This window comes from Amycolatopsis acidiphila (genome assembly GCF_021391495.1).
Lineage (GTDB): Bacteria > Actinomycetota > Actinomycetes > Mycobacteriales > Pseudonocardiaceae > Amycolatopsis_E > Amycolatopsis_E acidiphila.
The window spans coordinates 2,591,910-2,614,651 of the sequence record NZ_CP090063.1; the positions used below are offsets into that span (position 1 = coordinate 2,591,910).

General features: G+C 71.4%; 23 protein-coding genes and 1 pseudogene. 17 read left to right on the forward strand and 7 right to left on the reverse strand.

Features of this window, described 5'->3' with window-relative positions:
* Positions 1-112: 112 nt before the first annotated feature.
* A pseudogene (locus LWP59_RS40965) lies at positions 113-973 on the forward strand (DUF6807 domain-containing protein); the annotation flags it as partial.
* Entirely contained in the window at positions 970-2,055 is a 1,086-nt protein-coding gene (locus LWP59_RS12595) for a cellulase family glycosylhydrolase (protein ID WP_222425404.1), read from the forward strand. The pseudogene LWP59_RS40965 and the gene LWP59_RS12595, both read left to right, overlap by 4 nt.
* A 114-nt stretch (positions 2,056-2,169) precedes the next feature.
* On the opposite strand, the gene LWP59_RS12600 is transcribed toward LWP59_RS12595, so the two are convergent.
* On the reverse strand, positions 2,170-2,322 hold the full coding sequence (locus LWP59_RS12600; protein WP_186383040.1) for a hypothetical protein: 153 nt from the start codon (positions 2,320-2,322) through the stop codon (positions 2,170-2,172).
* Positions 2,323-2,390: 68 nt separating this feature from the next.
* On the opposite strand from LWP59_RS12600, the gene LWP59_RS12605 reads away from it, so the two are divergent.
* The 5 genes from LWP59_RS12605 to LWP59_RS12625 all read left to right on the forward strand — a co-directional run bounded on the left by LWP59_RS12605 (position 2,391) and on the right by LWP59_RS12625 (position 7,923).
* Positions 2,391-3,020 carry a dihydrofolate reductase family protein gene (locus tag LWP59_RS12605; RefSeq protein ID WP_144633207.1) on the forward strand — a complete coding sequence of 210 codons (630 nt, stop codon included), beginning with the start codon at positions 2,391-2,393 and terminating at the stop codon, positions 3,018-3,020.
* 127 nt (positions 3,021-3,147) lie between these two features.
* A complete protein-coding gene (locus LWP59_RS12610) occupies positions 3,148-4,551 on the forward strand; it encodes an MFS transporter (protein ID WP_222425405.1) in 1,404 nt (467 codons plus the stop codon).
* Positions 4,538-5,794 carry an alpha-hydroxy acid oxidase gene (locus LWP59_RS12615; RefSeq protein ID WP_144633211.1) on the forward strand — a complete coding sequence of 419 codons (1,257 nt, stop codon included), beginning with the start codon at positions 4,538-4,540 and terminating at the stop codon, positions 5,792-5,794. The genes LWP59_RS12610 and LWP59_RS12615 overlap by 14 nt, the downstream gene beginning before the upstream one ends.
* A 256-nt stretch (positions 5,795-6,050) precedes the next feature.
* Positions 6,051-6,859 (forward strand): IS5 family transposase gene (locus LWP59_RS12620; RefSeq protein ID WP_186383041.1). Its coding sequence is split into 2 segments (ribosomal slippage): positions 6,051-6,399 and positions 6,399-6,859, totalling 810 coding nucleotides; the frame shifts between segments, so codons are not numbered across the junction.
* 356 nt (positions 6,860-7,215) lie between these two features.
* On the forward strand, positions 7,216-7,923 hold the full coding sequence (locus tag LWP59_RS12625) for a hypothetical protein (RefSeq protein WP_222425406.1): 708 nt from the start codon (positions 7,216-7,218) through the stop codon (positions 7,921-7,923).
* A 379-nt stretch (positions 7,924-8,302) separates the two neighbouring features.
* Here LWP59_RS12625 and LWP59_RS12630 read toward each other — a convergent pair whose 3' ends face one another.
* Together LWP59_RS12630 and LWP59_RS12635 are read right to left on the reverse strand one after the other, a co-directional pair.
* The gene (locus LWP59_RS12630; protein WP_186383042.1) at positions 8,303-9,196 is read right to left on the reverse strand and encodes a hypothetical protein; all 894 of its coding nucleotides are present in this window, start codon (positions 9,194-9,196) and stop codon (positions 8,303-8,305) included.
* Positions 9,197-9,275: 79 nt separating this feature from the next.
* On the reverse strand, positions 9,276-9,608 hold the full coding sequence (locus LWP59_RS12635) for an ArsR/SmtB family transcription factor (RefSeq protein WP_144633214.1): 333 nt from the start codon (positions 9,606-9,608) through the stop codon (positions 9,276-9,278).
* A gap of 348 nt (positions 9,609-9,956) precedes the next feature.
* Here LWP59_RS12635 and LWP59_RS12640 point away from each other — a divergent pair, with 348 nt between their 5' ends.
* Genes LWP59_RS12640 through LWP59_RS12655 form a run of 4 tightly spaced genes read left to right on the forward strand, consistent with a single transcriptional unit; the run spans position 9,957 to position 11,906 of the window.
* On the forward strand, positions 9,957-10,388 hold the full coding sequence (locus LWP59_RS12640) for an SRPBCC domain-containing protein (protein ID WP_144633216.1): 432 nt from the start codon (positions 9,957-9,959) through the stop codon (positions 10,386-10,388).
* Entirely contained in the window at positions 10,378-10,707 is a 330-nt protein-coding gene (locus tag LWP59_RS12645) for an ArsR/SmtB family transcription factor (protein ID WP_144633219.1), read from the forward strand. Before LWP59_RS12640 ends, LWP59_RS12645 begins: the two co-directional genes overlap by 11 nt.
* A 15-nt stretch (positions 10,708-10,722) precedes the next feature.
* Positions 10,723-11,214, forward strand: a complete 492-nt coding sequence (locus LWP59_RS12650; protein ID WP_144633222.1) for an SRPBCC family protein — start codon at positions 10,723-10,725, stop codon at positions 11,212-11,214.
* Positions 11,215-11,216: 2 nt separating this feature from the next.
* Positions 11,217-11,906 carry a DUF899 domain-containing protein gene (locus LWP59_RS12655; RefSeq protein ID WP_144633225.1) on the forward strand — a complete coding sequence of 230 codons (690 nt, stop codon included), beginning with the start codon at positions 11,217-11,219 and terminating at the stop codon, positions 11,904-11,906.
* A gap of 84 nt (positions 11,907-11,990) precedes the next feature.
* Here the strand turns inward: LWP59_RS12655 and LWP59_RS12660 are convergent, their stop codons facing one another.
* The gene (locus LWP59_RS12660) at positions 11,991-12,407 is read right to left on the reverse strand and encodes a transporter substrate-binding domain-containing protein (protein WP_144633228.1); all 417 of its coding nucleotides are present in this window, start codon (positions 12,405-12,407) and stop codon (positions 11,991-11,993) included.
* 65 nt (positions 12,408-12,472) lie between these two features.
* The gene (locus tag LWP59_RS12665) at positions 12,473-13,453 is read right to left on the reverse strand and encodes a cytochrome c oxidase assembly protein (protein ID WP_144633230.1); all 981 of its coding nucleotides are present in this window, start codon (positions 13,451-13,453) and stop codon (positions 12,473-12,475) included.
* A gap of 135 nt (positions 13,454-13,588) precedes the next feature.
* Here LWP59_RS12665 and LWP59_RS12670 point away from each other — a divergent pair, with 135 nt between their 5' ends.
* Genes LWP59_RS12670 through LWP59_RS12680 form a run of 3 tightly spaced genes read left to right on the forward strand, consistent with a single transcriptional unit; the run spans position 13,589 to position 18,417 of the window.
* Positions 13,589-15,883 carry a heavy metal translocating P-type ATPase gene (locus tag LWP59_RS12670; protein WP_144633233.1) on the forward strand — a complete coding sequence of 765 codons (2,295 nt, stop codon included), beginning with the start codon at positions 13,589-13,591 and terminating at the stop codon, positions 15,881-15,883.
* A 48-nt stretch (positions 15,884-15,931) separates the two neighbouring features.
* Complete coding sequence (locus tag LWP59_RS12675) at positions 15,932-16,138, forward strand: heavy-metal-associated domain-containing protein (protein ID WP_144633237.1); 207 nt, start codon at positions 15,932-15,934, stop codon at positions 16,136-16,138.
* A complete protein-coding gene (locus LWP59_RS12680) occupies positions 16,135-18,417 on the forward strand; it encodes a heavy metal translocating P-type ATPase (RefSeq protein ID WP_144633239.1) in 2,283 nt (760 codons plus the stop codon). The genes LWP59_RS12675 and LWP59_RS12680 overlap by 4 nt, the downstream gene beginning before the upstream one ends.
* Here LWP59_RS12680 and LWP59_RS12685 read toward each other — a convergent pair.
* On the reverse strand, positions 18,380-18,937 hold the full coding sequence (locus LWP59_RS12685; RefSeq protein ID WP_144633242.1) for a sigma-70 family RNA polymerase sigma factor: 558 nt from the start codon (positions 18,935-18,937) through the stop codon (positions 18,380-18,382). The two genes, LWP59_RS12680 and LWP59_RS12685, sit on opposite strands and share 38 nt — an antisense overlap.
* A 62-nt stretch (positions 18,938-18,999) precedes the next feature.
* On the opposite strand from LWP59_RS12685, the gene LWP59_RS12690 reads away from it, so the two are divergent.
* From LWP59_RS12690 to LWP59_RS12700, 3 genes are read left to right on the forward strand one after another with little or no spacing between them, the layout of a single operon-like run.
* Positions 19,000-19,728, forward strand: coding sequence for a zf-HC2 domain-containing protein (locus LWP59_RS12690; protein WP_144633245.1), 729 nt, complete (start codon positions 19,000-19,002; stop codon positions 19,726-19,728).
* 44 nt (positions 19,729-19,772) lie between these two features.
* Positions 19,773-20,486: a YcnI family copper-binding membrane protein gene (locus LWP59_RS12695; RefSeq protein WP_222425407.1), complete on the forward strand. Its 714-nt coding sequence runs from the start codon at positions 19,773-19,775 to the stop codon at positions 20,484-20,486.
* Positions 20,483-22,171: a copper resistance CopC/CopD family protein gene (locus LWP59_RS12700; RefSeq protein ID WP_144633248.1), complete on the forward strand. Its 1,689-nt coding sequence runs from the start codon at positions 20,483-20,485 to the stop codon at positions 22,169-22,171. Before LWP59_RS12695 ends, LWP59_RS12700 begins: the two co-directional genes overlap by 4 nt.
* A 1-nt stretch (position 22,172) precedes the next feature.
* Here LWP59_RS12700 and LWP59_RS12705 read toward each other — a convergent pair whose 3' ends face one another.
* Positions 22,173-22,730, reverse strand: coding sequence for a DUF5134 domain-containing protein (locus LWP59_RS12705; RefSeq protein ID WP_144633251.1), 558 nt, complete (start codon positions 22,728-22,730; stop codon positions 22,173-22,175).
* Positions 22,731-22,742: the final 12 nt, after the last annotated feature.

Sequence of the window (22,742 nt, forward strand, 5' to 3'; positions counted from 1 at the left end):
TGCTGGGTTGGAACTGGGCCGGGTCGCCGGCCCCGGTGGCGAGGAGCCCGCCGAGCCGGGCCTGAGCCTGGTGCACGAGCAGAACAAGGCGCTGACCGCCCGCTGGCGCGGAGCGGAGCTGTTCCGCTACGTCTACCAGCCGTGGGAGCCGCAGCTGGAGGCGCCGAAGCCGTACTTCCATCCCCTGCGCACCCTGGGCGGGGACCTGGTGAGCCTCTACCGGCCGCACGACCACGTGTGGCACAAGGGGATCTCCTGGTCGCTGTGCAACGTGGGGGCGGAGAACTTCTGGGGCGGCCCGACCTACCTGCGCGGGGAGGGCTACCGCCAGCTGGACAACGACGGGACCCAGAAGCACGTGGGCTTCTCGCGGCTGGACGCGCGCCCGGAGCAGATCGACGTCGCCCAGGACCTGGAGTGGGTCACCCAAGCCGGGAAGCTGATGTTCACCGAGGTCCGGCGGTTCTCCGTGCGGGCGCATCCCGACCTCGGCGCCTGGCAGCTGTGCTACGCCTCGCAGATGCGCAACACCAGCGGCGAGACGGTGTCCTTCGGCAGCCCGACGACCAAGGGCCGGGAGGCGGCCGGGTACAGCGGGCTGTTCTGGCGCGGCCCGCGCTCGTTCTCCGGTGGCGTCGTCGTCACGCCCGAGGGAACCGGTGGGGACGAGCTGATGGGCTGCACCGCGCCCTGGCTCGGCTTCGTCGGCAGGCACGACGGCGCGGGAGTCGGGTCCACAGTGGTCTTCACCGACCACCCGTCGAACTACTGCCACCCGACGAAGTGGTTCGTGCGCGCCGGGATGTACGCCGTGGTGTGCCCGGCGCCGTTCTACGACACCGAGCACGACGTGGCCGCCGGCGACACCCTGACCCTGCGCTACGACGTGCTGATCGCCGACGACGTGCGCGATGTCGAAGGCTGCGGCCTGCTGGCCGAACGGGCGTCGGCCACCGACCTGTTCGGTTCGTGACCGGGTTCCTGCGCACGGACGGCGTCCGGCTCGTCGACGAGGCCGGGACGCCGGTCCGGCTGCTGGGCGTGGGTCTCGGTGGCTGGCTGAACATGGAGAACTTCATCACCGGCTATCCCGCGAACGAGTCCATGATGCGCGCCGCGGTCGGCGCGGTGCTCGGGCCGGAGCGGGCGGAGCTGTTCTTCGACCGGCTGCTGGAGGTGTTCTTCACCGAGGCGGACGCCCGGTTCCTCGCCGGGGCGGGGGTGAACTCCGTGCGCATTCCCGTCAACTACCGGCACTTCGAGGACGACGCCGCGCCCTTCACCTTGCTGGACAAGGGTTTCCAGCGGCTCGACCGCGTCGACGAGCTGTGTGCGGCGCAGGGGTTCTACAGCATCATCGACCTGCACGCGCTGCCCGGATCCCAGAACCACCACTGGCATTCGGACAACCCCACGCACATTCCCCTGCTGTGGCGGCATCCGCACTTCCAGGACCGCGCGGTGCACCTGTGGGAGGCGCTGGCCGACCGCTACCGTGACAACCCGTGGGTCGCGGGCTACAACCCGGTGAACGAGCCGGCCGACGAGTCCCGGCAGGTGCTGGGCCCGTTCTACCGGCGGCTGCTCGGCGCGATCCGCGCGGTCGACCCCCGGCACGTGCTGTTCCTCGACGGCAACACCTACGCCACCGAGTTCGACGTGTTCGCCGAGCCGTGGGACAACGTGGTGTACACCTGCCACGACTACGCCGCGGCCGGGCTCGGCAAGGACGCGCCGTCCGACCCGGCGTTCCTCGAGGAGAAGTTCCGGCAGCGCACCGAGTACAGCCGCCGCACCGGAACGCCGATCTCGAGCAACGCCGCCAGCACTGGACCCCTCCCGAGAACCCCTACACCAGCGGCTACACCTGGCTCTACACCCAGCACGTCCAACAAGCCGACACCGGCGCCGACTTCGACTTCCTCCACGGCACCCGCGGCCACACCATCCCCCGCGACTCCCACTAGCGCCCGGCCGTGCGTCGGACTTCAGCCCCGGAGCGCCGCCTGCACGTGCCGGTCGACGACGACACCGAGGTGTGGGCCGCCGGGGTGACCTACGAGGTCTCCCGCGAGGCGCGGATGCAGGAGAGCACCGACGCGGAGATCTACGCGCGGGTCTACCAGGCGAAACGCCCCGAGCTGTTCTTCAAGAGCATCGGCTCGCGCGCTACCTGCCGCAGGCGAAGATCTTCCGCGGCGCCTGCGCCGCCGGGCCCTGGATCGTGCCCGCGACCGAGGTGGCCGCCGACCCGTACTCCCTGGGGATCGCGGTGCGCATCCGCCGCGACGGCGCGCCGCTGTGGCCGGGCGAGACCAGCACGGGCCTGCACGGGGTGAGCTCCTTCCAGCGGCCTGTCGATTCCGTCGCCGCTCGTTCGACGCCGAGGTATGCGGAAACTGACGATCACCACCTTCCTGTCCCTCGACGGCGTCATGCAGGCTCCGGGCGGGCCCGACGAGGACCGCGACGGCGGCTTCGTGCACGGCGGCTGGGTCGTGCCGTACGTGGACGAGCGGCTCATCCAGCTGATGACCGACGTGACGGCGCGGGCGGGAGCTCTCCTGCTAGGCCGCCGCACCTACGACATCTTCGCCGCGACCTGGCCGCTGGCCGACGCCGACGACCCCATCGGGGCGCGGATGAACGGCCTGCCCAAGTACGTCGCCTCGACCACGCTCGGGGCCGTGACCTGGCGGAACTCCACGCTGCTCACCGGCGACGTCGCGGAGGCGGTGGCGAAGCTGAAGAAGGAGGACGGCGGCGAGATCCAGGTCCACGGTAGCGGCCGGCTGGCCCAGACCCTGCTGCGTCACGACCTGGTAGACGAGTTCCACCTGCTCGTGTTCCCCGTGCTCCTCGGGTCCGGCACCCGCCTGTTCGCCGCGGGCACCGTCCCGTCCGCCCTGCTGCCCGTCGCCGTCACCACGATGCCCAGCGGGGTCGTGATCTGCACCTACACCCGCGCGGGCGGGGTCGAGCACGGCGCCATGGGGCCGGAGACCGGCAACTGGCGGTGACCGCGTTCGGAGTCCTTTGTGGACCCGCACTGATCCGTCAGGCGGAAAGTTGTCTTCCAACCCTGGACACCGCCGGTCACCGATGTGACACTTTCGGCTGTCGCGATTCCCGGCAAAGGAGCCGAGTGTGGACCAGGCGCAACTTCGTGCCCTCAGCGACCATGCGGCCAGGCATGTGCTGAACAAGGAGGGCACCGGCGGCGGCCGCCGCGCGGGCTGGCTGATGATCTCCACGATCCTCATCGAGGCCTGGGACCTGTACGCCATCTCGTTCCTGCTGCTGTTCATCAAGGACGAGCTGCACCCCAGTCCCGCGATGCTGGGGCTGGCCTCCGGTGCGGTGCAGGCCGGTGCGCTGTTCGGCGCCGTGTTCGGCGGGTGGATCGCCGACCGGCTCGGCCGGCGGCGGGTGTTCCTGGGCACGATGATCCTGTTCATCGTGCTGGCGCTGGCGCAGGCGTTCGCGGTGAACATGTGGCAGCTGGTGATCATCCGGCTGCTGCTCGGCTTCCCGCTGGGCAGCGACATCTCCACCGGCTACGCCTACATCATGGAGAGCATGCCCAAGGGCAAGCGGGAGGTCATGGGCAACCGCTGGCAGTTCATGTTCGGGCTCGGCGAGATCGTCGCGATCGTCGTCATCACGATCATGTACCTCAGCGGCGTCGACCACGAGCTGCTCTGGCGGATCGGCCTCGGGCTCGGCGCGGTGCCCGCGCTGGCGTTGCTGGTGTTCCGGCTCGACGTGCCCGACACCGCGCTGGCGCTCGTCCAGCGCGGGAAGTTCGCGCAGGCCAAGAAGGTCGCCCGGCAGATGTTCGACGACAACCTGGACATGCTGCCCGACGAGGACCACCACATCGAACGGCCACGGACCCGGGACTTCCTGGCGAGCATCTGGGCCGACCGGACCCGCAGGCGGGCGAGCATCTTCGCGTGGATCTCCAACGCCATGCAGGGCGCCGAGTTCGCCGCCTTCGGCTTCTACCTGCCGACGATCCTCGTGCTCACCGGCGTCTCCGGGATCGCCGCGACCAACTTCCTCACCGCGGGCGTGTACGTCATCGCGACCATCGGCGGGTTCACCGCGCCACTGGTCACCCCGAGGATCGGGCACCGGGGAGTGGCGCGCGTCGGCTACGGGATGGCGTTCGTCTCGTTGCTGCTGGCGGCGCTGTTCCTGCAGATCGACTGGAAGCCGCTGGTGCCGCTCGCCGCCGCGGGGCTGATGTTCGGCCACTACTGGGACGCGTCCAACGGCATGACGATCGCGTCGATGGTCGCGCCCTCGCGATATCGCGCCACCGCGTCGGGCTTCGGCTACATCTTCGTGAAGCTGGCGTCCTTCGTGTCGATCTTCTTCTTCCCCATCCTGTTCTCCGGCCTCGGCGTGCCGGCGGCGACGGTCCTGGTCTCGGTGCTGTCGCTGACGGGTTACCTCGCGGCGACCTACATCCTGCCGGAGGTCTACGGCTACGTCGAGCAGGAGACCGCGACCGCCGAGGAGAAGGCCGCCCGTGACGCTCCCTGACACCGCTCCCGACGCCCCGCCGGCCGTCGCCCGGCGGCTGCCGCGCCTCTCGGAGGTCCGCGAGCTGGTCCGGTTCCGGGCGTTCACGCTGAACCCGGTGGACAGGCGTCTCGCGCGCGCGTTGACGATCGAGGACCTGCGCCGGATCGGCAGGCGCACCACCCCGCGCGCGGTCTTCGACTACGTGGACGGCGCGGCGGACGCGGAGGTGACCGTGCGGCGCAACGCTGCGGCGTTCGAGAACACGGTCTTCCTGCCCGAGGCGCTGCACCCGGTGCGGGATCCCGACCTGTCGACCACGTTGCTGGGCAGGCGGATCTCGTTGCCGCTGGTGTTCGCCCCGACCGGTTACACCCGGATGATGCACCACGAGGGCGAAGCCGCCGTCGCCCGAGTGGCGGCGCGCAACGGCATTCCGTACGCCCTGTCGACGGTCGGCACCGCGACGGCGGAGGACGTGCGGGATGCCGCGCCGGCGGGCGACAACTGGTTCCAGCTCTACGTGACGAACAACGAGCGGCTCAACCGCGAGCTGGTGGACCGCGCGCGGGACGCTGGGTTCAGCACGCTCGTGCTCACCATCGACACGGCGGTGGCCGGGCGCAGGCTCAAGGATGTCCGAAATGGACTGACAATCCCGCCGGAGCTCACCCTGCGGACGTTCCTGGGCATGGCACGCTTTCCGTACTGGTGGTTCAACAAGCTGACCACGCCGCCGGTCGGGTTCGCCTCGATCCGGGACTTCCCCGGCTCCTCGGCCGACGTGGCGCGGTTGCTGTTCGACCCCGGGCTCAGTCACGAGGACCTGGTCTGGCTGCGGCAGGCGTGGCCGGGGAAGCTGCTGGTGAAGGGCGTGCTGTGGCCCGCCGACGCGAAACGCGCGATGGACCTCGGTGCGGACGGCGTCGTGGTCTCCAACCACGGCGGGCGTCAGCTCGACCGCACCCCGGCGACGCTGGACATGCTGCCGGCCGTGCGGGAGGCGGTGGGGGAGCGGGCGACGGTGCTGCTGGACGGCGGAGTCCGGTACGGGCAGGACATCGCGGCCGCGGTCGCACTCGGCGCGGATGCCGTGATGGCCGGCCGGGCCTACCTGTACGGCCTGATGGCCGGCGGCGAGCGCGGAGTGACGCGGGCACTGGAAATCCTGCGCACCGAGTACCAGCGGACCCTGCAACTGCTGGGCCTCGACGCGACGGGAAAGCTTTCCGGGCGGCATGTGTGCTCCCGGTCCGATGAGTGAACCGGTCCCTTTTGTGTGGCGCCCTCCGGCCGGAGACTGAGGCGGACGGACCGCCGTTCCGTGCGGGTCCGACCGGTATCGGAGCGGGATCCGACAATGAGTGGCTGGCCGCAGGGTGTTCCGAGCGAGGGCGCTGTTCCGGTGGCGCCGGGGACGTCGCCGACGTCGTGGTACACGACGCCGGAGAATGTGCAGCACGTCGGCTAAGAGCGTGTCTCGTATGGATCTTGCGGCTGGTGGTGCATGATCATGTGTTGTGGTTGATGCGTTGTCCCGGCGGCTGGTGCCGGATGAGTTGTGGGCTCTGGTGGAGCCTTTGCTTCCGTCGTTTTCCGTACGCCCGCAGGGTGGTGGCCGTGCGCCGGTTGATGACCGGATGGTGTTCACGGCGGTGGTGTACGTGCTGACCAGCGGATGTGCGTGGCGGTATCTGCCGCCTTCGTTCGGTGTCACCGTGCCGACCGCGCATCGGCGGTTCACCGAGTGGACCAAGGCTGGTTTGTGGCCACGGCTGCACCGCGCGGTCCTGGATGAACTGGGCAGTAAGGGCGAGATCGACTGGTCGCGCGCGGTCCTCGATGGAGCATCCGTCAGGGCCAAAAAAGGGGATCCATGACTGGCCCAAATCCGGTCGACCGGGGCAAGGCCGGTTCGAAGATCCATGTTTTGTCCGACCGCGCCGGCCTGCCGTTGTCGGTGGCAGTGTCCGCGGCCAACACCAACGACTCTTATGCCCTCAAGCCTCTGGTCATGGCCATTCCCGCGGTCACGTCCCGGCGCGGACCGCGCCGCCGTAAGCCCGGCAAGTTGCACGCCGACAAAGCCTACGATCAGGCCGAATTGCGCGACTGGGTCCGCGACCGCGGCATCGTCGTCCGCATCGCCCGCAAAGGCATCGAGTCGAGCAAGAAACTCGGCAAACACCGCTGGGTCATTGAGCGATCCATCGCCTGGTTCTTCGGCTACCACCGGCTGAGCCTCCGTTACGACCGCTACGCCAACCACTTCTGCGCCTTCCTCACCCTCGCCGCCACCCTCACCTGCTATAAGAAACTCACCAAATGAGACACACTCTAAGTGGGTACGGATCAGAAGGTGCACGAGTGTTTCTACCGGATTGGTGGGGACAACCGGTGGTTCTTCAACACGCCGAGTGAGGGCGCGGTTCCGGTCGCGCCGGGAGCCTCATTGACGTCGTGGTACACCACGCCGGAAAACGTGCAGCACATCGCTTACGTGGGTACGGATCAGAAGGTGCACGAGTGCTTTTACCGGATCGGCGGGGAGAACTGCTGGTTCTTCAACACGCCGAGTGAGGGCGGTGTTCCGGTGGCGCCGGGGACGTCGCCGACGTCCTGGTACACCACCCCGGAGAACGTGGAGCACGTCGCCTACGCCGGGACGGACCAGAAGGTCCACGAATGCTTCTTCTTCATCCGGCGCCCCTTCCCGCACGGCTCCAGTTCCGGCTCCTCTACTTCTACGAGCACGAGTCCACCGACTCGGGCCTGCAGGGGGCGAGCGACGAGGTGTGGGTCAGTGGCACCGGGATGGATTCGGCCGCCGTCACCGTCGGGCCGGACCGGCGGCCGGTGGCGGAGACGATCACGTCGCAGATCGTCGGGGACGTGTCCGACGACCGCGTGCGCGACGGCTGGCGCGAGAACCCGCACGTCCTGCTCGAGTTCGACCTGCGCCGGCAGAGCGACTGGCCGCGGACCTTCACAACGACGCTCATGCTGATCGAAGAGGACAGCGGGGACGTCAAGGAGTCCTTCGACAAGCTCGAGGCCGCGGTGGGCAAGGAGGTCAAGCTGGCCGCGGTGACGGCGGCGGGAGTCGCCGGGGGCGCGCTCGCGGGTGCCGCGCTGGGCAGCGTGGTCCCAGGCATCGGCACCGCGGTGGGAGCGGCCGTCGGCGCGATCGCGGTCGGCGTGTACGACGACGTGGTCAAGGCGATCAAGGAAGGGCTCGACAACGAGGCGTTCACGCCCGTGCCCCTGACACTGACCGTCGCAGACCCGGCCGCCATCACGCGCCAGCCCGGTATCGGTACGCCGCAGAAGGTGCAGATCCAGGAGCACGGCGCCCGCTACGAGGTCGAGTACGACTGGCACCTGGTCGGCTAGCGACGATAGTGCCCTGCTGAGCGCAGGGGAAGTCTGGTTTGGACGGTGCGCGGGACGGAGAAGGCGCTTCCACGCCCCTGCTGCGGCAGGGGCGTGGACGTTCGGGGTTCGCCTCAGACCTTCGGGAACAGCCCGGCGAGGAAGATGACGAGCGGCGCCCTCGGGAGCCCTGCCGCTACGTCGTGGCCGGGCAGTCGAGAAGGCGCTTTCACGCCTTCGCCGCGCACGGGCGTGGGGGTTCGCCCCAGTCCTTCAGGGTCAGATCCGGGGAGGAAGAGGACGAGTGGCGCCCTCGGGAGCCTGCCGCTACGTCCGTGGCCAGGCAAGGGAGAAAGCGCTTTCACACCCCCCGCCGCGCCCACGGCGGGGGGTGGGCGCCTCAGTCCTTCAGGGACAGGTCGGGGAGGTCGGCCATCTGCTCCGCCGCGTTGTAGTTCGGGTGGTTGAAGGTGTGGAGGATGAACATGTGGCGGGGCCAGGGGGCGATGCGGGCGCTGCCGCCGAGGGTTTTTTCGAGGTTTTCGAGTTGGCCGATGCGGCGGGTGTCGTGTTTGGTGTTGAAGGCGGTGATGGCGGCGCGTTCGCCGGTTTCGGTGGTGTAGGGGTAGCCGGTGAGGTCGTCGAAGTACATGGGGACGCGGGGGAGTGCGCGGTCGGGGGCGAGTGCGGTGATGGCGTCGAGGGCGGCGTGGGTGCCGGTGTAGACGTCGAGGTCGTGGGAGATGAACCCGAGTGGTGGTAGGTCGCCGGAGTCGATGCGGGCCATGAGGGGTGCGGTGGTTTCGGTGACGTCGCCGAGGATGAGTTGCGCGGTGCGCAGTTTCGGGGCCAGCGCTTGCTGGTTCATGGGGAAGGCGCCGGCGTGCAGGGCGTGGCCGCAGTCGCGGGGGTCGGTGGGCGGCAGGAGTCCGGTGCCGGAGTCGAGGCCGACGACGGCGACGCGGATGTCGTACCAGCGGGAGATCAACTCGGCGTAGTCCTCGAGTGCGCGTAGTCCGTTGCCGCCGGCGACGCCGAATTCCAGGGCGGTGAACGCGTCGGCGCCGATCGCGCGGGCGGTGCGGGCGGCGGTGATCAGCCCGTAGATGTACGGCGGGTAGGGCAGTGGTCCGCGGCCGCGTTTTTCCAGCTGGTGCAGGCGGACGGCGGCTTCGTCCCAGGGCCAGGGCTGCGGCGCCACGACCTCCCGTACCCGGATCGCCAGCTGCACCAGACCGGCCGGAGCCAGCCCCGCGGCACGACGAGAAGCACGATCAAGGAACGAACCAGCCATAACGGACTCCCACGATCAGGTGACGATGCCCGTGTATCGCGGCTCACGTCCTCGCGTTACGGCGTGGGCGATCCCGGCGTCAGTCGGCTTCGCCGAGCACGAGCGCCAGCAGCCCCGGGAAACACACGTCGAACTCCTCGCGCCGGAGCCTGTTGTACCGCCGGGTGCCGCGGTCGACCTGCTCGAGCAGCCCGGCCGCGCGAAGCACGGCGAAGTGGTGGCTCGCGGTCGCCTTCGAAACCGGGAGGTCGAAGGTGCCGCAGGCGCGGGTGAAGTCCGGTTCGGCCGCCACCTCCCGCAGGATCGAGCGGCGCACCGGATCGGCCACCGCGCTGAGCGCGTCCTGCAACGTCACGTCGGCCGGGTCGGTGTGCGTCAGGCTCCTGCCGCGCTGGGTGGCCGGCTCGGGCACGAGAACCTCCTCGACTCGTGTTCGACCAACATCGTACGGCCGACAGCAGTGATCGCCGCACTGCACGCACGGGCAGACCTGATGTCCTTCCCGGGCCGGTGCGTATCTCGGCGTCACCGATATCGACCGCAGCGCACCGCTTTCCCGCCGGTACGAGCTGGGCGGCCCACCGCCACATCACACGCTCTGCTGATCGGCACTCCGGCCCGCGCGTCTGGACGTCCCGCGAGCGCCCTGGTGTCCACGGCAGCCATCCGGTCGCCGATCCCCTCGCGTCCGCCCATTGACGCAACTCGTCAGTTGCCATACTGTGGCAACCGAAGGGTTGCTACTCGAAGGAGGAGGGTCATGGGATTCCCCGATCGGATCGAGCGGGTGGTCGAGCTCGCGCACCCGCCCACGAAGGTGTGGGCCGCGCTCACCACGGCCGAGGGGCTCGGCACGTGGTTCGGCAACGAGGCGACGATCGACCTGCGCCCGGGCGGCTCGGCCCGGATGACCTGGACCGACGGCCACGAGCAGGACATGCGCGTCGAACGGGTGGAGGAGCCCTCGGTGTTCGGCTTCACGTGGCGGATCTACGGCCTGCCCGACGACGACCCGCGCCGCACGTACGTGGAGTTCACCCTCGAACCGGCAGGCGAGGGCACCCGGCTGACGGTCGTCGAGACCGGGTTCGCCCAGTTGCCGGGCGACGAGCACAACGCGGCGTTCAAGGGCAACGTCGGCGGCTGGGCGCGCGAACTGGGCGAGCTCGCCGAATACCTCGATGCGGCCTGACGTCGAGGCGATCGCCGAGCAGGTCTTCGTCGCCCTCGCCGACCCGAGCCGGCGCACGATCCTGGCCGCGCTCGCGTCGGGCGGCCCCGCCACGGCCACCGACCTGGCCGCGCGCCTGCCCATCACCCGCCAGGCGATCGCCAAGCACCTGGCCCTGCTCGCCGAAGCAGGACTCGTGACAGCCGAGCCGGGGGAGCGCCGGCGCGTGCGCTACCGGCTCCGTTCGGCCCCCATGCAAGTCGCACAACAGTTCCTGGCCGCGCTGGCCCGGGACTGGGACAGCCCGCTCGACGCGCTGCGGGACCACCTCGACCGATGAACCGGAGGAGAGATCATGACCGAGCACAGCTTCAGCACGACCATCCTGGTGGACCGCACCACGCGGGAAGCCTTCGACGCCATCGGGAAGGTCCGCGCGTGGTGGTCCGAGTGCATCGACGGGCCCACCGCCGAGCCCGGCGACGAGTTCGTCTACGACTTCGCGGGCAAGCACCGCTGCACGATCCGGGTGACCGAGGCCGTTCCCGGCCGCAAGGTTGCCTGGCTCGTGCTGGACAACGAATTCGACTTCACCCGCGACGAGACGGAGTGGGTCGGCAACACGATGATCTTCGACATCGGCGGGCGGGACGGCCGGACGGAGGTCCGCTTCACCCAGCAGGGCCTGGTGCCCGCGTACGAATGCTTCGACGTCTGTGCCACGGCGTGGAGCTTCTTCGTCGGCACCAGCCTGAAGAACCTGATCACCACCGGGCAGGGACTCCCGAGCGGCCGCGACATCGCGCGCGTGCCCGCCGAGGAGCACGCCCTCGCGCAGAGGAGCTGACCATGCAAACACCACCGATCGTCTCGGCCGAGGACTGGGAGGCTGCGCGTCAGCGGCTGCTGGTCGAGGAGAAGGAGCTGACCCGGGCCCGGGACGCGCTGGCCGCCCGGCGCCGGCGGATGCCGTGGCTGCCGGTCGACAAGCCGTACCGGTTCGAAGGCCCGCGCGGCGAGGCGAGCCTGCTCGACCTGTTCGACGGCCGCCGCCAGCTGATCGTCTACCGCGCGTTCTTCGATCCCGGCCTGTCCAGCTGGCCCGGCAACGCCTGCCACGGCTGTTCGATGATCGCCGACCAGGTCGCCCACGTCGCGCACCTGAACGCCCGGGACACCACGCTGGTGTTCGCCTCGCGTGCGCCGCAGCCCGACATCGAGCGGCTGAAGGCGCGGATGGGCTGGGCGATGCCCTGGTACACCATGCTCGACGGGTTCGACACCGACTTCGGGGTGGACGAATGGCACGGCACCAACGCCTTCATCCGCGACGGCGACCGGGTGTTCCGCACCTACTTCCTCAACAACCGCGGCGACGAAGCGCTCGGCGGCACGTGGAGCTACCTCGACCTCACCGCGCTCGGACGGCAGGAGGACTGGGAGGACTCGCCCGAGGGCTACCCGCAGACGCCGCCGTACGAGTGGTGGAACTGGCACGACGAGTACGGCGACACCGCCGCGCCGCGCCCGTCGGCCTGATCGGCCTGACAGTCCACATCGGACGGAGACGGGCTACTTGCCGGTCTTCTGCTTCTCGATCTGGTCCCGTCGTTGCCAGGCCGGTCAGCTCCTTGTTGTAGGCGTCGGCGACTTGGTGAGGTTCTTGTCGATCGCCTCGGCGCCCGGCCGGTCCTGCGCGGAGGTGAGCGCGACCTTCAGCACGCCGGGGTGTTCCTCGAAGATCTTGCCGACGTGGGTCGAGCCCGGCGGGACGACGATGACGTTCTGGCCCCAGAAGATCGGCTCGGTGAAGGCCACGCTCTTCTTGCGCTCGTCACTCGCCACGAGGCCGACGGCCATCATGTCGTACTGCCCGCAGTCGAGCCCGGGAAGTCCGGCCGCGACGGTGGTCGTCTTGTGGACGATCTGTGGCGGGTCGCCGGACAAGGGCTCCCGCGGCGGGCCGTTGTGCTCGATGCCGATCCGAGGATCGTCGTGCCGGGAGTCGTCGCGCAGCGCCGTCCATCGAGGGGCACTCACCGCCCATGAGAGCTACCTGAACAAGCCCTGACTTCGCGGCGCCGGTCGGGCCCGACGGCCGCCGGTCATTTCGCCGGTCGGTGCTGCTGCCCGTTCTCCCCGCCGTGCAAGCGGTTCAGCATGGCGTTGTACGCGCGCAGCGCTTCCTCGTCCTCGTCGAGATCCACGCCGGGATCGAGCGTGTCGGTCCGGCCCGTCACCGCCGAGCGCCGCGCCGACTCCAGCCACGCCCCGAGATCCCCGGCGCCGGAGGACGAGCCGACCCATACGGTGATGACGATCACCGCCACGCCCGCCATCAGCAGGTCTCCGCCGACCCACATCATGGCGCCGCCCCAGTGCAGATCGTCGACCGGGCCCGGGCCCCACCCGCGGCCGGGCGAGACGTAGGCCGGGAACGGCGGCTGCGAGGTCATCAGCAGCGTGAGGCCCACGACGGTGTCGACCACCATCCCGACGAGCAGTACCACCAGGCGAAGCAGCTGCGGCAGCCGCCGCCCGAACGGCTCCGTGCCGAGGATCGGCAGCAGGAAGAGGTAACCGCTGCTGAGGTAGAGCAACTCCTCGACGCCGTGCACCACCGGATGTGTCGCGGCGGTCTGCTGGAACGGCGTGAGGTGGGTGCCGACCACCACGGCCGCGTAGTAGACGAAGGCGAACACCGGATGCGTCAGCAGTCCGGCAGCGCGGCTACGGCGGGCCCGCGCGGCCGTGCGGCGGAACCGGTCCCCGCTCGCCCGGCGCAGCAGTTCCAGCGGGCGGCCCAGGAGCAGCAGGGCCGGTACCACCATGATGAGGAGCAGGTGTTGTGCCATGTGGACGGTGAACAGCACGGTGCTGTAGGCGTTCACGCTGCCACCGGCCGCGACCGTGCCCAGCAACAGTCCCAAGTAGAACCACACGGCCTCCCGCAGCCGCCAGTCCCGCACCCGCAGGATGCCGGCCAGGTACCCGGCGGCCGCGACCGCGATCACGACGGCGGCGGCGACCGGCATGTCCCACACCGTCAGGGCGGTGTGCCAGGACAGGGCTGGTGGGACGGTCAACGGTCCTCGCTCGAATTCGCCGGGGTGCTCAGGATTCCCAGTGTGGCACTGCGGGATAATGGAGTCCGAGGCACCGTCCCCGGAAAATCCGCGACGCCGTCCCGAAATGGGTGCCGGAGAGAAGTTGGTTCATCAATGCCCGATACGTTCCCGCCCGGTTCGACGGGTTCGCTCGAACTGGCGATCGGCGGAATGACGTGCGCGGCGTGCGCCGCACGGGTCGAGCGCAAGCTGAACAAGCTCGACGGCGTCGTCGCCACCGTGAACTACGCCACCGAGCGGGCCACCGTGTCCGGGCCGGTCGCGGTGGAGCGGCTGATCTCCCAGGTCGAGGGCGCGGGCTACACGGCGAAGCTGGTCGAGGACGGCGAGTACGACGACGGGCAGGGCCGCGTCCGCGTACTGTGGCGCCGCCTCGTGGTCGCGTTGCTGGCCGGCGTTCCGCTGGCGGACCTGTCGATCACGCTCGCCCTCGTCCCGTCGCTGCGCTTTCCCGGCTGGCAGTGGGTGCTGCTCGCGCTGATCGTGCCGGTTGTCACCTGGTGCGCGTGGCCGTTCCACCGCAAGGCCGCCGAGGCCGCCCGGCACGGGGCCAGTTCGATGGACACGCTGGTGTCGCTGAGCATCATCGCCGCCACCGGCTGGTCGGTGTACACGATGTTCGGGCAGAGCGGCAGCGGCCGCGCCGACGGGGTGTGGGGCCTGGTGCTGCAGCCGGGTGGGTCGATGTACCTCGATGTGGCGGCGGGCGTGACGATCTTCGTGCTCGCCGGCCGGATGTTCGAGGCGCGAGCGAAGCACACGGCCGGTACCGCGCTGCGCGCACTGGCCGACATGGGCGCCCGTGAGGTCACCGTGCTCGGCGAGGACGGCGCCGAGCGCCGGGTCCCGGTGCGGGAGCTGCGGACCGGTGACCGTTTCGTGGTCCGGCCCGGCGACACGGTCGCGACCGACGGCGTGGTGCTGTCGGGGGCCTGCGCGGTGGACACGAGCGCGATGACCGGGGAGTCGGCGCCGGTGGAGGTGACGGCCGGGGACGCCGTGGTGGGCGGGACCGTCGCGCTCGGCGGCCGGGTGGTCGTGCGTGCCGAGAAGGTCGGCGCCGCCACCCAGCTGGCCCAGCTGGTGCGGCTGGTCGAACGGGCCCAGAGCGACAAGGCGGCGGTGCAGCGGCTGGCCGACCGGATCGCCACGGTGTTCGTGCCGATCGTGATCGCGCTGGCAGCGCTGACGCTCGCCGGCTGGTTGCTGGGCGGCGCGCCGGCGGAGAAGGCGGTCAGCTGCGGGCTGGCGGTGCTGATCATCGCCTGCCCCTGTGCACTGGGCCTGGCGACCCCCACCGCGCTGCTGGTCGCCTCCGGCCGCGGTGCGCAGCTCGGCGTGTTCATCAAGGGGCACCAGGCGCTGGAGTCCGCGCGGGCGATCGACACGATCGTGCTGGACAAGACCGGCACGCTCACCACCGGGCGGATGTCGGTCGCGGGCGTGCAGGTGGCCGAGGGCGTCGCCAGGGCCACCGTGCTGGCCTGCGCCGGCGCGGTCGAGAACGCGTCCGAGCACAGCGTGGCCCGCGCTGTCGTCGACCTCGCGCGGCGCGAGCTGGGCGGCGTGGCCGGGGTCGAGGACTTCCGGACCCTGTCCGGACTGGGTGTGCGTGGCCGGGTCGGCGGCCGCGACGTCACGGTGGGCACCGTGCGGCTCATGCGGGCGGAGGGGCTGGCGGTGCCGGCGGCGCTCGAACAGGCCCGCTCCGGCTGGGAGGCGCGGGGGCACACGACGGTCGCCGTGGCGATCGGCACCGAGGTCGTGGCCGTCCTCGCGCTGTCCGACACCGTGCGCCCGAGCGCGCGTGACGCGGTCCGCGAACTGCACGCGCTCGGCCTGCGCACGGTGGTGCTGACCGGCGACAACGCGGTGACCGCCCGCGCGGTCGCCGCGGAGGTCGGCGCCGGGGAGGTGATCGCGGAGGTGCTGCCCGCGGGCAAGGCGGACGTGATCCGGCGGCTGCGAGCCGAGGGGCGCACGGTGGCCATGGTCGGCGACGGGATCAACGACGGCCCGGCGCTGGCCGGTGCCGACCTCGGCCTGGCGCTGGTCACCGGCACCGACGTCGCGGTCGGCGCCGCCGACCTGATCCTGATGCGCTCGGACCTCGCGGTGGTGCCGGCCGCGGTGCGGCTCGCGCGGGCCACGTTGACGACCATCCGCGGCAACCTCCGCTGGGCCTTCGGGTACAACGTCGCCGCGCTCCCGCTCGCGGCGGCGGGCCTGCTGAACCCGCTGATCGCGAGTGCCGCGATGGCGTGCTCGTCCCTGTTCGTGGTGTCCAACAGCCTGCGCCTGCGACGGTTCGGGCGGTCGCGGGCCGCCACTGCGGAACCGGCAGCACGGCACCCGGAACTTTCCGCCGCCGACCGACGACCTCGATGACGACGAGGACACCTCCTCGCCACGACACCGTCACGACGGAGGACGACGATGACTCGGCAGACTTTCGCGGTTTCGGGCATGACCTGCGAGCACTGCGCCGCCTCGGTGCGGGAGGAGCTGGGTGAGCTGCCCGGGGTCCGCACGGTCGAGGTCGACCTCGGGCGGGGGAGTGTCCGGGTCGCCAGCGCGGGGACGCTCGACGCCGGGCAGGTCGAGGCCGCGGTGCGGACGGCGGGCTACGAGCTCGTGCGATGACCCAGGCCGGCGTGCGGCCCGGCCCGGTGGCCGGGACGGAGCTGCTGATCGGCGGCATGACCTGCGGCGCGTGCGCGGCACGGATCGAGCGCAAGCTCAACAAGATCGACGGGGTCGAGGCGACGGTCAACTACGCGACCGGGAAGGCGCACGTCGTGCTGCCCGACGGGATGCCGGTCGAGGACGTCGTCCGGGCGGTCGAGGCCGCCGGCTACACGGCCGAGCCGCCGCGGCCGGCCGCTGAGCCCGAACCGGCGTCCCCGGCCGGGACCGCCGACCCGCAGCGGCAGCGGTTGCTCGTCTCGGCGGCGCTCGCGGTGCCCGTGATCGCGCTGGGCATGCTGCCGCCGCTGCAGTTCGTGCAGTGGCAATGGCTGTCGCTGACCCTGGCCGCGCCGGTCGCCGTGTGGGGAGCCTGGCCGATCCACCTGGCCGCGTGGACCAACCTGCGCCACGGCACCGGGACGATGGACACGCTCGTCTCGATGGGCGTGAGCGCCGCGTTCCTGTGGTCGCTGTACTCGCTGTTCCTGGGCAACGCCGGGGTGCCGGGCATCCGGCACGAGTTCTCCCTCACCTCGAAGCCGTTCGACCACGACGGCATCTACCTCGAGGTCGCCGCCGGGGTCACGGTGTTCATCCTGGCCGGCCGCTACTTCGAGTCCCGCTCCCGGCGCCGCGCGGGGGCGGCCCTGCGGGCACTGCTCGACCTGGGCGCGAAGACGGTGACGATGCTGCGGGACGGGCGCGAGCACCGGGTCCCCGTCGAACGGTTGCGCGCTGGGGACCTGTTCGTGACGCGGCCGGGCGAGAAGATCGCGACCGACGGCGTGGTCGTCGAGGGCGACTCGGCGATGGACCTGAGCGCGCTGACCGGCGAGTCGATGCCGGTCGAGGTGGCCGCGGGCGACGAGGTCACCGGGGCGACCATCGCGCTCAGCGGCCGGCTCGTCGTGCGGGCCATCAGGGTCGGCGCCGACACCCGGCTGGCGCGGATCGGCGCGATGGTGGAGCGGGCCCAGAACGGCAAGGCCGCCGCCCAGCGCCTCGCCGACCGCGTGGCCGGCGTGTTCGTCCCCGTGGTCCTGGTGCTCGCGCTCGCCACACTCGGGTTCTGGCTGGCCTCGGGCGCGGGCGGGGACGCCGCGGTCACCGCGGCCGTCGCGGTGCTGATCATCGCCTGCCCCTGCGCGCTCGGCCTGGCCACGCCGACCGCGCTGCTCGTCGGGACCGGGCGCGCCGCGCAGCTCGGGGTCGTCGTCAAGGGACCGGAGGTGCTCGAGTCCACCCGCCGCGTCGACACGATCGTGCTGGACAAGACCGGCACGGTGACCACCGGCAGGCCGAGCCTGGTGACCGTGCACACCGGAAGCGGCGTCCCGGTGGACGACGTGCTGTGGCTCGTCGGCGCGGTCGAAGCGGCCTCGGAGCACCCGGTCGCGGGCTGCATCGCCGCCGCCGCGACGAAACAGCTCGGCGAGCTGCCTCCCGTGCACGAGTTCCGCACGGTCGCCGGGTCGGGCGTGCAGGGCGTGGTCGAGGGGTGCGCGGTCGTCGCGGGAAAGCTGGACCTGCTGACCGGTTTCCGGACGCCGGCGTCGTTGCTGCGGGCGAAGCAGCAGGCCGAAGAGGCGGGCTGCACGGCCGTGGTCGCGGGCTGGGACGGGATCGTGCGTGCCGTGCTCGTGGTCGCGGACACCGTGAAGCCCACCTCCGCGGCGGTGGTGCGGCAGCTGCGCGTGCTCGGGCTGCGGCCGGTGCTGCTGACCGGTGACAACGAGGCGGTGGCCTGCTCGATCGCCCGCGACGTCGGGATCCGGGACGTCGTCGCCGGCGTCTCGCCCGAAGGCAAGGTGGCGGTCATCGAGAAGCTGCGCGCGCGAGGCGCCGTCGTCGCGATGGTCGGGGACGGGGTCAACGACGCGGCCGCGCTGGCGACCGCGGATCTCGGCCTGTCGATGGGGACCGGGACGGACGTGGCGATGGAGGCGGGGGACCTCACCCTGGTGCGCGGCGACCTGCTCGCCGCCGTGGACGCGATCCAGCTGTCCCGCCGGACGCTCGCCACGATCAAGGCGAACCTCTTCTGGGCCTTCGCCTACAACCTCGCCGCGCTCCCGCTCGCCGCGTGCGGCCTGCTCAACCCGATGATCGCCGGGGCGGCGATGGCGCTGTCGAGTGTCCTGGTGGTGTCGAACAGCCTCCGGCTCGCGAGGTTCCGCGGCGCCGGGACGACCGAAGTCACAGCGCGTCGTCGTCGCGCAGCCTCGCGGCGTTGAGGAGGTCGTCCCGGGCACGCGCGATCCGGGACCGGACGGTCCCGATCGGACAGTCGCACACCTGGGCTGCCTCCTGATAGGACAGTCCCAGGATCTGGGTCAGCACCAGGATCTCGCGCCGCTCCGGCTCCAGGCCGTCGAGCAGCAGCTTGAGCTCGACGACGTCCTCGAACCCCGCGCCGCTGCGGCGGCCTTCGATCGGCTCCCACTCCGTGTGCGCGGCGATGCGCGGGCGCGCCCCGGCCGCGCGGATGTGGTCGACCAGCACCCGGCGCGCGATCGAGAGCAGCCAGGTCCGCGAGGACGAGCGGCCCGCGAAGCGGGGCAGGCTGGTGAAGGCGCGCAGATACGTTTCCTGGGTGAGGTCGTCGGCGCGGTCGGCGTCGGCCAGGTGCGCGAGCAGCCGCCACACGTCCGCCTGCGTCGCCCGCACCCAGTCGGCGAGCGCCCGGCGGTCCCCGCGGCCCGCGGCGATCGCCAGTTCGGTCACCCGGTCGTCGTCCTCGCGCTTTCCCGGCACAGCGCAGGAGGCTAATACACCCCCGCCGGGAACTTCCGCGCCCCATGGACGACTAGCAGGGTGTGCGATGCGAGATTTTCCGGGACGCGTTGTCCGCGCGGATCGATGGTGAGCAGGAACCGCTGGACCCCGACGTGCTCGACCGGCACCTCGAGACCTGTGCGGACTGCCGGGCGTGGTACTCCGCCGCGCAGGACCTGCGCCGCTGGATGACCGTGCGCGCCGCCCCCGTGGTGCCCGATCTCACCGAGGTGGTCCTGGACCGGATCCCCGCGCCCACCGGCGAACGGTGGCCGGCCCGGATCGGGCTCGGCCTGGTGGCGCTGGCCCAGCTCACGTTGTCGGGCGCGCAGCTGTTCGGCGCGGCGACCGGGATGGGTGCCATGCCCGCCGCGTTCATGACGGGGCATCTGAGCCACGAAAGCACCGCGTGGAACCTCGCGGTCGGGATCGGGTTGCTGTGGGCGGCGCTGCGGCCGCGGGCGGCCGCCGGCCAGCTTCCCGTGCTGACCGGCTTCGTGCTGGCACTGGTCGCGTTCTCGGTCGGCGACCTGCTCGGGCACGCGGTCACCCCCGGCCGGCTGGCCTCCCACGTGTTCGTGCTGCTCGGGCTCGCGCTGCTGTTCGTGGTGCGCCGGCAGTACCGCGACGACGGGCGGCCGGGCACCGGGGACGCCCTCACCCCACAACACCGCACCGCACCGGGTACCGATCCCGGCGAGGCGGCGGACGAGCCCCTGCCGGGGCCCCGGCGCCGGCATCGCCCCGCCAGCCGCCACCGCGCCGCCTGAACCACGAAGACCCTGTCCGACCGTCCCCATTGGAGTGTGCTGTCTTGTCCAGAACCCTGCGCAGCCTCGCCGTCCTCGGCGCGGCCGGTGCGGCCGCGCTGCTGAGCCTCACCGGCGTCGCCTCGGCCCACGTCACGGCCAACCCGAACACCGCGCAACAAGGCGGCTACGCGAAGGTTTCCTTCCGGGTGCCCACCGAGCGCGACAACGCCTCGACGACCCAGCTGGAGATCGACTTCCCGGCCGAGCACCCGCTCGCCTCGGTCTCCACCCGCGCGGTCCCGGGGTGGACGGCGAAGGTCGAGAAGACACCGCTCGCCAAGCCGATCACCACCGACGACGGGCAGCTCACCGAGGCGGTGTCGAAGATCGTGTGGACCGGCGGGAAGATCCCGCCGGGCTCGTTCGAGGAGTTCGACGTCTCGATGGGCCCGCTGCCTGCCGACACCGACCAGCTGGTGTTCAAGGCGCTGCAGACCTACGACAACGGCGAGGTCGTGCGCTGGATCGACACCACGACGCCGGGCGGGCCGGAAGCCGAGCACCCGGCGCCCGTGCTCAAGCTGACCCCGAAGGCGGACGCCACCACCAGCGCCGCGGTCAGCCCGGCCGCTTCGAGCACCGGCTCGGGCTCCGGGTCCTCGACCGGCACGGTGCTGGGCGTCATCGCGATCGTGCTGGCCGCGCTCGCACTCGCCCTCAGTGTCTTCACGCGACTGCGCTCCCGCCCCGGCACGAACGGCGCCGGCGCGGAATGACCGCGGCGCCCGGCCGGCGGGCACTGCGCGCGACGCTGCTCGTGCTGGCGAGCGGGTGGCTCGTGCTGTTCGCCGGGTCCGGCGCCGCCTCCGCGCACGCCGCTCTCGACTCGACCGACCCCGCGCAGGGCGTGGTGCTGCCCACCGCGCCTGCCCAGATCTCCCTGACGTTCAGCGAATCGGTCCAGGTCGCCGCCGACGGGGTGCGGGTGTTCGGCCCCGACGGCACCGAGGTGGACGCCGGGCAGGCCACGCACCTCGGTCCCGCCAGTACGGTCGGGGTCGGCCTGCGCGACGGGCGGCAGCAAGGCACCTACACCGTGTCCTGGCGGGTGATCTCCGCCGACTCGCATCCGGTGTCCGGGGCGTTCACGTTCTCGGTCGGGCACGCCTCGCCCAGCCACGGGCCGGCGTCGGCGGCGTCCGCACAAGCGAACACCACGGTGAGCGTGCTGTACGCGATCGCGCGCGGCCTGGCCTTCGCCGCGTTCGCCGTCCTCGTCGGCTCGGTCGGCTTCGTCCTGGCCTGCCTGCCCTCGGCCCAGCGCTCCCGCGCGATGCGGCTGGTCATGTTCACCGGCTGGGCCGGCTCGATCGCCGGGGCCCTCGGATGCCTGATCCTGCAGGGGCCCTACGGCTACGGGTTGGGCGCCGGGCACGCGTTCGACGCCGATCTCGTCCAGCAGGTGCTGGGCAGCAGGCTCGGTGTCGCGCTGCAGGCACGGTTGCTGGTGCTCTGCCTGGCAGGCGTCTACCTGACGTTGCTGTCTTCGGCATCGGCGACCGCCTGGCGCGGGTGGCGCTGGACGTTCGGCGGCGCGGGCGCGGTCCTGGCGATCGGGCTCGCGGTGACCTGGTCGGCCGCCGACCACGCGGCAGTCGGACTGCAGCCCGCGATCGCGCTTCCCGCCGATGTCGCCCACCTCGTCGCGATGGGCCTGTGGCTCGGCGGGCTCGCCGCGCTGCTGCTCACCCTGGTCCGCCCCATCGCGGACGGACCGGCGCTGGTCACGGCTGCCCGGCGATTCTCCCCCATCGCAGCCGGTTCGGTCCTCGTGCTGGTCGGCACCGGCAGCTACCAGGCCTGGCGCCAACTGGGCACCTGGAGCGCCTGGCTGAGCACCGGCTACGGGCGACTGCTCCTGATCAAGGTGCTGCTCGTCGGGTGCCTGCTGGCCGCGGCCGCGCTGTCGCGGCGCTGGGTACGCCGCCGTAGCGGGACGAACCCGCGCGCGCTGCGCCGCAGTGTGCTCGCCGAGGCCGGACTCGCGGTCGTGGTGCTCTCGGTGACCGCACTGCTGGTCGAAGCGGAACCAGGCCGCACCGCGACCGCGGCGCCACCGGGCCCCGTGCACCGTGAGGTCGGCTACGACACCGGCGGCCCCGGTGGCGCGGGCCGGGTGGAGGTGGACGTCAACCCTGCTGCCGGCGGGCCGAACACGGTCGGCCTGTCCATTGAGGACAGTGCGGGCCGGCCCCGGGACGTCCCCGAGTTCCACGCGAAGCTCACGCTGCCCGCTCGCGGCATCGGTCCGCTGGAGATCCCCTTGCGGCGCACCGGAACCGGCGACTACACGGCGGCGGCGGTGCAGATCCCGGCAGCGGGCTCGTGGCAGCTCGCCCTCACCGTGCGCACCTCGGACCTCGACGAGACGACGGTCGCCACGACGATCGAGATCCGGTAGCTCAGATCAGCAGGGCCGTCATCAGGGCCATGCCGAGACTCATCACGCCATCCACCGCCAGACCCGCGGTGCGCAGCCGGAGCCTGCCCTCCCCACGGCCGGCGTCGATCGCGCGGGCGAGCCGGCCGACGCCCGCCAGCACGAACACCGCCGTCAGCACCACGGCGACGATCACCACATGCGGCGGCGTGTCCGTGCTCATCGTCATGCCCGCCATCGCCATCGGCATCGCCAGCAGCGTCCACGCCATGCCGCCCATCATCAGCGCGTGGTGGCCCAGCGACAGCCGCCCGTGCGAGCCGTGGCCCTCGGTCCCGAGCACCAGCATCCCGACGAACCACGCCGCCGCGGCGGCGAACAACAGCACCTGCGGCACCCGCGCGACGCCCATCGCCGCGGGCCACGCCATGGCGACCATCCCCGCGCACATCAGCACGTGCAGCACATCGCAGGTCCGGCGCATCGGGGGACCGTGGCGCACGCACCGGTACAGGCAGAAGACGCCGACCGCGGCGAAGACGACCGTGACGATCCAGCGCAGTCCCGTCCCGGGGATCACGAGGTCATCCCG

What these genes read in the sequence shown, in the direction of transcription:
- LWP59_RS12645 (WP_144633219.1), top strand. Translation starts at nt 10,378, where the DNA reads ATGCGGCCTGACGTCGAGGCGATCGCCGAGCAGGTCTTCGTCGCCCTC.
- LWP59_RS12680 (WP_144633239.1), top strand. Translation starts at nt 16,135, where the DNA reads ATGACCCAGGCCGGCGTGCGGCCCGGCCCGGTGGCCGGGACGGAGCTG.
- LWP59_RS12625 (WP_222425406.1), top strand. Translation starts at nt 7,216, where the DNA reads ATGCTTCTTCTTCATCCGGCGCCCCTTCCCGCACGGCTCCAGTTCCGG.
- LWP59_RS12670 (WP_144633233.1), top strand. Translation starts at nt 13,589, where the DNA reads ATGCCCGATACGTTCCCGCCCGGTTCGACGGGTTCGCTCGAACTGGCG.
- LWP59_RS12650 (WP_144633222.1), top strand. Translation starts at nt 10,723, where the DNA reads ATGACCGAGCACAGCTTCAGCACGACCATCCTGGTGGACCGCACCACG.
- LWP59_RS12605 (WP_144633207.1), top strand. Translation starts at nt 2,391, where the DNA reads ATGCGGAAACTGACGATCACCACCTTCCTGTCCCTCGACGGCGTCATG.
- LWP59_RS12655 (WP_144633225.1), top strand. Translation starts at nt 11,217, where the DNA reads ATGCAAACACCACCGATCGTCTCGGCCGAGGACTGGGAGGCTGCGCGT.
- LWP59_RS12630 (WP_186383042.1), bottom strand. Translation starts at nt 9,196, where the DNA reads ATGGCTGGTTCGTTCCTTGATCGTGCTTCTCGTCGTGCCGCGGGGCTG.
- LWP59_RS12675 (WP_144633237.1), top strand. Translation starts at nt 15,932, where the DNA reads ATGACTCGGCAGACTTTCGCGGTTTCGGGCATGACCTGCGAGCACTGC.
- LWP59_RS12700 (WP_144633248.1), top strand. Translation starts at nt 20,483, where the DNA reads ATGACCGCGGCGCCCGGCCGGCGGGCACTGCGCGCGACGCTGCTCGTG.
- LWP59_RS12640 (WP_144633216.1), top strand. Translation starts at nt 9,957, where the DNA reads ATGGGATTCCCCGATCGGATCGAGCGGGTGGTCGAGCTCGCGCACCCG.